Origin of the sequence: Limnobacter parvus, assembly GCF_024623725.1 — a bacterium.
Taxonomy (GTDB): domain Bacteria; phylum Pseudomonadota; class Gammaproteobacteria; order Burkholderiales; family Burkholderiaceae_B; genus Limnobacter; species Limnobacter parvus.
Window position 1 is genome coordinate 405,523 of record NZ_JANKHG010000001.1, and the last position, 9,103, is coordinate 414,625.

The 9,103-nt window shown below is 52.8% G+C and carries 8 protein-coding genes; 4 read left to right on the forward strand and 4 right to left on the reverse strand.

Translation table 11 applies throughout. The features are described from left to right. Window positions 1–54: 54 nt before the first annotated feature. The 4 genes from NSP04_RS01880 to NSP04_RS01895 all read left to right on the forward strand — a co-directional run bounded on the left by NSP04_RS01880 (window position 55) and on the right by NSP04_RS01895 (window position 6,502). Complete coding sequence (locus NSP04_RS01880; protein ID WP_257510635.1) at window positions 55–2,007, forward strand: TonB-dependent receptor family protein; 1,953 nt, start codon at window positions 55–57, stop codon at window positions 2,005–2,007. Further along, the gene (locus tag NSP04_RS01885) at window positions 2,001–3,494 is read left to right on the forward strand and encodes a PepSY-associated transmembrane domain-containing protein (RefSeq protein ID WP_257510636.1); all 1,494 of its coding nucleotides are present in this window, start codon (window positions 2,001–2,003) and stop codon (window positions 3,492–3,494) included. Before NSP04_RS01880 ends, NSP04_RS01885 begins: the two co-directional genes overlap by 7 nt. A 68-nt stretch (window positions 3,495–3,562) precedes the next feature. Then, window positions 3,563–5,479 (forward strand): esterase/lipase family protein, encoded by a 1,917-nt coding sequence (locus tag NSP04_RS01890; RefSeq protein ID WP_257510637.1) that lies wholly within the window; start codon window positions 3,563–3,565, stop codon window positions 5,477–5,479. A gap of 6 nt (window positions 5,480–5,485) precedes the next feature. Continuing rightward, window positions 5,486–6,502 carry an acyltransferase family protein gene (locus NSP04_RS01895; protein WP_257510638.1) on the forward strand — a complete coding sequence of 339 codons (1,017 nt, stop codon included), beginning with the start codon at window positions 5,486–5,488 and terminating at the stop codon, window positions 6,500–6,502. A gap of 6 nt (window positions 6,503–6,508) precedes the next feature. Here NSP04_RS01895 and NSP04_RS01900 read toward each other — a convergent pair whose 3' ends face one another. Genes NSP04_RS01900 through NSP04_RS01915 form a run of 4 tightly spaced genes read right to left on the reverse strand, consistent with a single transcriptional unit; the run spans window position 6,509 to window position 8,737 of the window. Further along, the gene (locus tag NSP04_RS01900; RefSeq protein ID WP_257510639.1) at window positions 6,509–6,874 is read right to left on the reverse strand and encodes an HVO_A0114 family putative DNA-binding protein; all 366 of its coding nucleotides are present in this window, start codon (window positions 6,872–6,874) and stop codon (window positions 6,509–6,511) included. Next, on the reverse strand, window positions 6,871–7,074 hold the full coding sequence (locus NSP04_RS01905; RefSeq protein WP_257510640.1) for a toxin-antitoxin system TumE family protein: 204 nt from the start codon (window positions 7,072–7,074) through the stop codon (window positions 6,871–6,873). Before NSP04_RS01905 ends, NSP04_RS01900 begins: the two co-directional genes overlap by 4 nt. A 3-nt stretch (window positions 7,075–7,077) precedes the next feature. After that, entirely contained in the window at window positions 7,078–8,307 is a 1,230-nt protein-coding gene (locus tag NSP04_RS01910) for a lipase family protein (protein WP_257510641.1), read from the reverse strand. Further along, the gene (locus NSP04_RS01915) at window positions 8,300–8,737 is read right to left on the reverse strand and encodes a DUF6795 domain-containing protein (protein WP_257510642.1); all 438 of its coding nucleotides are present in this window, start codon (window positions 8,735–8,737) and stop codon (window positions 8,300–8,302) included. The genes NSP04_RS01910 and NSP04_RS01915 overlap by 8 nt, the downstream gene beginning before the upstream one ends. Between the last annotated feature and the right edge of the window lie 366 nt (window positions 8,738–9,103).

The following is a 9,103-nucleotide window of genomic DNA, read 5'->3' on the forward strand; positions in this document are numbered from 1 at the left end:
CTCGGTTTTGTCCATTTTTCAGCCAATGCCAACCCGGTGCTGCAAGGTGTGGAAGTGCAGGCACAACGTGAGGCCCTGAGTGCTGCCAGTGTGCGGGTTGCTGAAGAAAAGCTGAACCAGACCCCCGGGGGCACGGCGGTTGTGGCTGCGGAAAGCTATGAGACAGGCAAAGCGGTGACCATCAAAGACATGCTGGACTTCACACCGGGCGTGTTTGCACAAAGCCGCGTGAATGAGGAATCCCGTTTAAGTATTCGCGGGTCGGGCTTGTCGCGCACTTTTCACATGCGGGGCATTCGCTTGCTGCAAGACGGCATACCCATTAATTTGGCCGACGGAGGTTCCGACTTTCAAGACATCGACCCCTTGGCTTTGCAGCATGTGGAGGTGTACAAAGGCGCGAATGCGTTGCAATACGGTGCGGCCAGCCTGGGGGGTGCCATCAACTTTGTAACGCCCACGGGCTACACCACACCCAACAGCGTCATTCGACTGGACGCGGGCAGCGACGAATTCGCGCGTGCCCAATTCAAAACCGGTGACGTGGTGGGCAACTGGGATTATTTTGCTTCCTTGTCGCAACTTCGGTCGGATGGATTTCGGCAATTCAGTGGCCAAAAAAACACCCGTTTGAATGCCAATGCCGGCTTGAAAATCAGCCCGCAGCTTGAAACTCGTTTTTACGTGATTCACGGTGACATGAACCAGGAGTTGCCAGGCAACCTGACCAAAGCCCAATTGCAGAATGACCGGACACAGGCCAACGCGGTGTCTGCTGCGCGAAATTCACAGCGCGACTTCCTGATCACGCGCATTGCCAACAAAACCACGTGGATTTCGCCAAATGGTGTGGAATACAACGCAGGCGTTTATACGGTCAACAAGAACCTGTACCACCCGCTGAGTTTTGGTTTGATTGATCAGCAAACCCGCGACCTGGGCACCTTTGGCAGCAGAATCGCGCAAGGTGAGTTGTTCGGCATGCAGCACAACACCACCCTGGGATACAACCTGGTGTGGGGTACCACTGAAGCGCGCATTTTCGACCACAACCAGGGCATTCGAACGGCACTGAACAGTTATGAAGATCAGCATGCGGACAACATTGAACTTTATGGTGAAAGCCGCCTGCACCTCACGCCCAGGATTCAGTTCATCACAGGCCTGCAATGGACCCATGCCGGCCGCGAAACTGAAGATCAGTTCCTGAGTAATGGTGATTCAAGTTACGACAGAACTTACGCGCAGTTCAGCCCCAAGGTGGGCGTGCTGTGGCAAGTGAAAGACAATACTCAGGTATACAGCAACCTTAGCCGTGCCTTCGAACCACCCACTTTTTCAGAAACTGGTGCAGCGCCCGCTTTGAAGGCCCAGGAGTCGGTTACTTTCGAAGTCGGCACACGTGGCAATGTGGATGCGGTGCGTTGGGATGTCAGCGCTTTTTACAGCCAACTCAGCAACGAATTCGTCACCTTTCTGTTGCCGAATCCAGCGTTCCCAGGCCAAAGCGCCATCCTGAATGCCGAGAACACAGAACATCAAGGCCTGGAAGTTGGACTGGCAGGTCCTTTGGCCAGCAACGCAATGGCGCAAGGGGACAAACTGGACTGGACTTTGGCCTACACCTTGGGCCGCTTCCGTTTTGACAATGATCCGGTCTACGGCAATGCAGCCATTCCCGGTATTCCTGAGGAATACGTTCGTGCCAAACTTGATTATGTGCACCCCAGTGGCTGGACAGTATCCCCGAATCTGGAATACGTCCCTGAAGGTTATTTCATCGATCTTAGTAACACTTTTGCAAGCGACCCGTACACTCTGCTGGGCTTGAATGTGTCTTTCAAAGCCAGTGACACGCTGCGATTCTTTGTTGATGCACGCAACCTGACTGATAAAACCTATGCGGCCACCACAGGTGTGATCATCAATGCGGCTGGCGCGGACACGGCACAATTTGCGCCGGGCGAAGGGCGCAGCATCTACGCGGGCGTAGAAGTGAAATGGTAGGAACGACACAGGACACGCGTCCCAAATTCAAGGTTCGCATGCTGAAATTGCACCGCACCCTGGCCTGGCTGGGATTTGCGGCATTGCTGTTGTGGGGCGGCTCTGGCTTGCTTCATTCATGGCTCACGCTGTTTGGGGTGCAGCAGGCGGTATTTGCCGCTCCGCAACGTGAATTAAACCTGGCCAAAGCACTGCCATTCGACCAAATCCTTGCCAAAGCCGGTGTTGAAAAGGCAGCCGCCGTCAAAGTGGTCGTTGGTGAAGCTGACAATCTGCTTCAAGTCACCGAACAGGCTTTACAGGCAAGGCGCTACTTCAGCCTTGAAACAAGTGCAGAACTTCCCAATCACGACAAGGTATACGCCGCTTTTCTGGCACGTCATTACCTGAACCTGCACTATGAAAACATTCGCTCAATCGAATGGATTGACCAGTTTTCGGACGACTACCACCCCGTGAACAGATTGCTGCCTGTTTATCGCGTTTCATTTGACCGAGACGACGGCTTGAACGCATTGGTGTACACGGAAACAGGCGCGCTTGCTGGCGTGTCAAACCACACCAAACAACGGGTTCAAACTGCGTTTCAGTGGTTTCACACCTGGAGCTGGGTACCCAACATGGCCGAGACACCCAGAATCGTTGTGATGGGTGTGTTGGTGGGTGCGCTGGTACTGATGAGCCTGACCGGCTTGTCAATGCTGATCCTGATTCGTCGCAGAACCCGTGCTGCGGGCGCAAAAGGCTGGCATCGACTCGCAGCGTACGTGCTGGTGTTGCCGGTATTCATGTTCTCGTTCAGCGGGGTGTACCACCTGTTGCAACATGGCTGGCCAAACAACCAATCCCACCTTGCACTGAACAAGCCCATGCAGCTGAATCAGTTTCAGTTTCCGGTCCATGCTGAATGGGCAACTCTCACCGACAAACTCGTTGTAAGCGGTTTTTCATTGATCGCTGACGAGGCAGGGACCACATACTACCGCCTGGCCCTGCCCTTACCCAAGGGTCAAGTACCCACCGATCCACAGACCATTCGCAATGCCCGGTTTGATGGTATTCAAGCCACTGGCCCAGCACTTTATGTACACACCCGCACCGGTGAACCATGGTCGCAGGGTGACAGGGAACTGGCGTTTCAGCTTGCTGCGCACCACACGGGTTTACCACGGGAAGCGGTTCAAAGCGCCACCCTGATTACCCGTTTTGGACCCGATTACGATTTCCGGAACAAGCGCCTGCCCGTGTGGAAGTTTGAATATGGGGCACCGCTGAACGCCAGTGTTTTCATCGACACGGCAACCGGTGTGATGGCCGATCAAACCTTGAACAGCGCGAAGCCAGAGTCCATAAGTTTCAGTATGCTGCACAAATGGAACTTCATGTTTCCGCTTGGCAGGCAAATCCAGAACTGGACCATTGCGGTTGTCACCGTGCTGTCCATTGTGTTGTTGGCAGGGTTCGGCATTCGAAGCCGTTTTCGGTGAACACAATGCTACGCGAGCGACTGAAACATGCGTAAAATCAGGGACTTCACTGAAAGTCCCTTCTGAACATGTCTTTCTTCACCCGAATCGCCCTGGCTTTTATCGTTGCACTGACCTTGCCTGGTTGCGCCATCGTCAGCGTGGGTTCGGTCAGTTCGGAAGATTACCTGTCGGCCCGCCGAGGCGATGTGCTGACCACCGGCACACTCAGCTCATCGGCCCGCACTGCCTTGCAAGTCATTGGCACCGACGAACAGCGCTGCAATTTCAACACAGGCAACTGCCGTCAAAGTCTGATCGCGTCCATCGGCCTAAGTGACGAACAGCGGCTTTCTTCTTTGGCAGAACTTTGGCTTCAAGAGGCGCTGAAAAACGAAGAGGCGCAAAAGCTTGAGCCTGCCAACGATGCCCTGAAAGCCGCCACTTTGTCGGCTTACTTGGAAAGTGCCAAGCATGCGTACGCCTACCTTTTTTACACAGGCCGCACGCCCGATCTTCGTGCGCTGGAAGACCGCCAATCGCAAGTGCGCGACTATTACAATTTTTCAACCCAGCAAGCCGTGGTGGGTTTGTTCAACCGCTACCGCGATCAACTTGAAAAATCGGTTTCAGAAGAAAAAACCTACCTGCTCGACTTCGCCCCCTGGCAAATCAGCGGCAGCACCGCTGGCATTAGCCTAAGCCACAAGGGCCAGCTGCCCAATGAACTGGTTGCTGCGTCTTCCCTCACCTTCAAAGGTTTACGCAACCAATACCGGCGCGATGGTTTGGGCGCTGAACTGGTGGCTGTGTTCGCCAACAGCGTGGTGAAACGCGAAGACGAAAACAAACCCTGGAGTGAAACCCCCTTTCCTTCAATCACCGTGATGTTGCGCTTTCCCGGCAACAGCATTGAAACGGTACTGGCGGGCAACCGGGTCGAGCTACAGGGCTTTGACCCGCACCGCAACGTCAGCGTTGATGTACGCGGCATCCGCGTGCCGCTCGCAGCGAACTTCACATCGGGCTACGGGTTATGGCTGGCGCGTTCCGGTTTTGCGCAGGAAAGTTTGCTGTCGTTGATTGGCCGAAGTGAAACACTTGAAAACCCGCGCATTTACCTGATGCAACCCTTCGACCCCAACAGGCGCGTTATCTTGATGTTGCATGGCTTGGCCAGCAGCCCGGAAGCTTGGGTGAATGTGGCCAATGAAGTGTTGGGCGATGAAGAACTGCGCCAGAATTTCCAAATATGGCAGGTGTATTACCCCACCAACCTGCCGCTGCCCTTTAACAACCGCGCCATTCGTGACGCCGTGAATGCAACGCTTGAAAACTTTGACCCCAATGGCAATCGAAGGGCCTCGAGCAACATGGTGCTGATCGGCCACAGCATGGGCGGCGTGCTGGCGCGTTTAATGGTGTCGAATTCTGGCGACCAGTTGTGGGAATCGGTGCTGGCGCGCTACAACATTTCACAGCAACGCGAAAAACGCCTTCGCCAGAAGATTGAACCCTATGTGGTGTTCAATGCCATGCCGCAACCCACCCGTGCCATTTTCATTGCGGCACCCCACCGTGGCACGCCCTATGCAGAAAATCGATTTGCGCGTTTTGTGTCTGGCCTTATTCGGCTACCCGCCACAGTTCTAAGCCGGGTCACGGAAATAGGCCAGTTGTTGGTCAGCCCCGATGAAGCGGCTGATGAACCGTTGGTGGGTGCCATCAACAGCATCAAGAACCTCAGCGACCAAGACCCCTTTGTGCAGGAATCAGCCAAGCTGCCAATTTCCAGTCAAGTGATTTACCACTCGATTATGGGCAACGACACGCCCAAGCTAACGCTGGTAGAAAGCAGCGACGGCGTGGTGCCCTATGCCAGCGCACGGCTGGATGGTGTGGCTTCGGAACTGGTGGTGAATTCCTGGCACAGCGTGCAGGAAACGCCCGAAGCGATCGTAGAAATTCGACGTATTCTGCACGAACATTTGAACGCGCTTCGTTAACTCCCCGTGCGCAACTCCACCATCGACCTGCTGAAAGCATTTGCATCGCAAATTATTGTGGTTCACCACCTGCTGCTGTACACGCCGATGTCGCGTACGCTGCAAAGCAAGTGGCCCATGCTGCTGGGCTTTGTTGCCAATGAAGGGCGCTACATGGTGCAAATTTTCCTGGTGATTGGCGGGTTTCTGGCCAGCCAGTCGCTATTCAATATGCTGGAAAAAGGTCGAATAGTGGCCGTGTGGCCCCTATTCATAAAACGCTTTTTGCGATTGGCCAAACCATTCTGGGTGGCCATTGCCGTGGCGGTGTTGTTTGATTGGCTGAGCAGTCAAATCGCGGTTCATGATCAAATTTCCGGTTGGCCCAGTTTTACCCAAGCGCTGGCGCATGTGTTTTTGCTGCACGACATTGTGGGCGTGCCTGCCTTGTCGGCAGGAATTTGGTATGTGGCCATTGACCTGCAGCTTTACGCGGCATTGGTGTTGGGTGGGTGGTTAAGTGCGCACGCGGGCAAGTTCATTAAGCCGATGCATGCCCTGCTGCTGCTGGCCTGCGCAATGGCAATTGCATCGCTGTGGTGGTGGAACTTGCATGCCGAGCACGATGAATGGGCGTGGTATTTTTTCGGATCTTACGGCTTGGGCGTAATTGCCTGCTGGGCCCAGCGCGAAAACAAATTGCTGGTGGGCAGCTTGATGGTGTTTGGTTTGCTGGCGATTGCCTTGGCCATTGAATGGCGCGAACGCCTGTTGCTAACCGGCATTGCCGCATTGCTGTTAATGAACAGCGCGCGCATTGAACGGTTTGTGGTTGTAATTACCCAAGGCCCTGTACGCTGGCTGGGCGACATTTCCTATTCCGTGTTTTTGATTCACTACGGCATTGCCGTGTTTGCAAGCTCGGTGGTTATTGCCTTGGGCCTTGAAAGTTTTGGTGCCATGTTGTTGGCGTTTTTACTGACCTGGGTGGCAAGCGTGGTGGCGGGGTGGGTGTTGTATCGGTTTGTAGAGTGGCAGAGCTGATCTAACTTAATAATTGGTGGCATTTAAAGTGAAACGAATTTCCACTGAATCGAAGGGTACGTAAATCTTTTTACCGTCTTCGAATCTTGCTACCAAACCGTGTTCAATCAACTTTGCCACGTCACTATGAACATTGGAATAGTTTCTTCCAATCCGCTTGGCCAAACCATAAACGGACAGCGGACCTGCAATACGAAGCTCTTCAAGAAGAGCGATTCGAGCAGCGGTAAGTTCTGACAAAAGCAGTTTTGATGACTCAAACGTAAGGCGATAATCACCACTTACAGATTTACCAGTGTCCAGATTGCGCGCAGACTTTAACAACCCATTCAATAAACTGCCTTTGGGCAACACTTCAACAATTGCTTTCATTTTCCTGGCCTCCATAACTCAACATCCCGCTGGAAATCGCGAATGAGCGTTTCCAAATTGATGAAGACATAGGGCCACTCTTGATTGTTAAAGTGGCGGTGGTCGCCCTTGCCCAGTTCATTGTCATATCTAACCCGGCACACACCGGGCACGCCATAAAACAATCTGTATTTGTACTTGTGCGTACACGCTAAGAGCAAATTTCAATTTCGCTTCTGCGCCTTCAACAACGCTTGCTCGGAACGCCCTGCCATTTCCACACTGAACTGGTTAAGAATCCACCGCAGGGTGTTCAAGGTAATTTCGCTTCCCTGCATTTGCGCGCGGCCCAGAAAACCCAACATTGAATTCACGATGGTGAACACATCTTCAGCCAGCAGCTTGGTGTGGTTGAACGCTTTTATCAACAGCTCGGCCAACAAATCAACGGCGGTGAATGCAACGCTAAGCGCGCCTTGCGTGGTGACCAAATACACATAACCCATGTCGAGCAATACCCGCCTGGTCAGCTTGCCGATCAACTCCAACAGCTTGGTGTTGAACATGCTGCCACCGCCGATTCTGGCAAAATCGTTGGCCAAGTCTGCGTGACTGGATAAAACATTCGGCATGGGTGCAAAGTCGCTCCAACTGCTGCTGTGGGCCATTTTGGAATAGCCACTGTGCAACAGGTGCGCATCTATTCCCACCTTCTCGCCATGCTGCACCAACAATTCAGAAGGCGCGCGCGACGCATGCGCATACGGAAACACCGGCACCATGGGCACTGGGTCGCAGGGGTTGGCAATGCGGCGAATTTGGTCGGGCGATATTTGCCGGGTTAGGTCTTGCGCATAACTGACTATGCCCACACGCGGCGCACCGATGGTGTACAAGCACACATTGAAGCCGGCATCGCGCAACATGCATGCATTCAAATTGGCCAGTGCACCGCCCAGGCTGTGGCCCATGCAGTGAATGGTGGTGGGGCGTTTTGTACCGTTTTGCGATACAAAATTAACCAACTGGCTTTGATAGCTTTTGAAGGTTTTCAGAAAGCCACGGTGAAACAAATTGCCACGCGGACCAACGCCATAACCAATGTTTGCGTTGGTGCCCAGGTCGAACTTGTTGTGGGAGAAATTGGTGCCGCGTGTAACCAGAATCAGTTCGTTCGCTCGGCTGCCCGTGCCGTGCGCGACAAAACCGAAACCGCTGAGGAGGTCGATGTTGAATAGGCCGGATTTTCCTGCCAGAGTGCCAAACCCACCAGACTCAACCGCTAGCTTACGAGTTTTCGCAACACGAAGCAGTTCATCTGAGCTTAGTGTGGATACATGTGCAACTGTTGCAGTGGGATTGGCTGCTTTGAGTTTGCGAAAAACCTCGTCTGCTTCGTAAACAAAATCAGACAGTGCATGAACATAGTTGGGTTGCAAAAGTAACTTAGTCATATTTCAGATTTTTCCTTGCTTCTGATTCTTCTACTTCGCAATTGATAACCGGCAACCTACCGTTAAACATTTCCTTGTCTTTCAAATCACACTTAATTTGGATCAAAGGTAGTCCTGTTTCAACATTTTCACCGTAAGAATTTCGGGACGTCGCATAAGCCATGTACTCAAGTTCTTTCACCGGAACATAGATTCGAATACTGACGTTGGGTACATGAAACAGCTTTGCCAAGAAGCCAAACTCGGCCGTACCGCGAACTTCAGGAAACTGAAATCGACCTTCGTGGTTTGTGCTTGTAATCTCCTTGCGTGGCTCCGCCTCCATATTCCAAGAGATAGTTCGAATAACCTTTTGCCCCGCAACAGGTTTGCCATGATCGAGTAATTGCCCCTCTACAGCCGAGGACAGAATGAGGTTGTCTTGCTGCACGGCATGAGCTCCTTTGGGTATCAAAAAGAGGAAGGGTGTACAGGCAAGAGCTAGAAGCGCGAAGTGGGGAAAGCGCATGAGTGGGTTGCCTTCAAGGGGAAAGACGACACATTAACAGAGGAGTTTAGGGCTTCAAAAAAGCCGCTGATTCGGGTCACTCTAAGGGGTTACAAGATTTTGCTCATATTTGAACGCAGCTAGTTTGTATAAATGGGACGGTTGCTGAGGTCCGCTTATCGGCCGACGCGATAGTTGACCCCAAACGCAATTCCTTCTGCTTTTCGTGTTGAGTTGCATCCAAAATTGACCCACTTAGGGTAAAGATTTGCGTCGAAATTTGACCCACGTATGACACTGTTTCCCGTC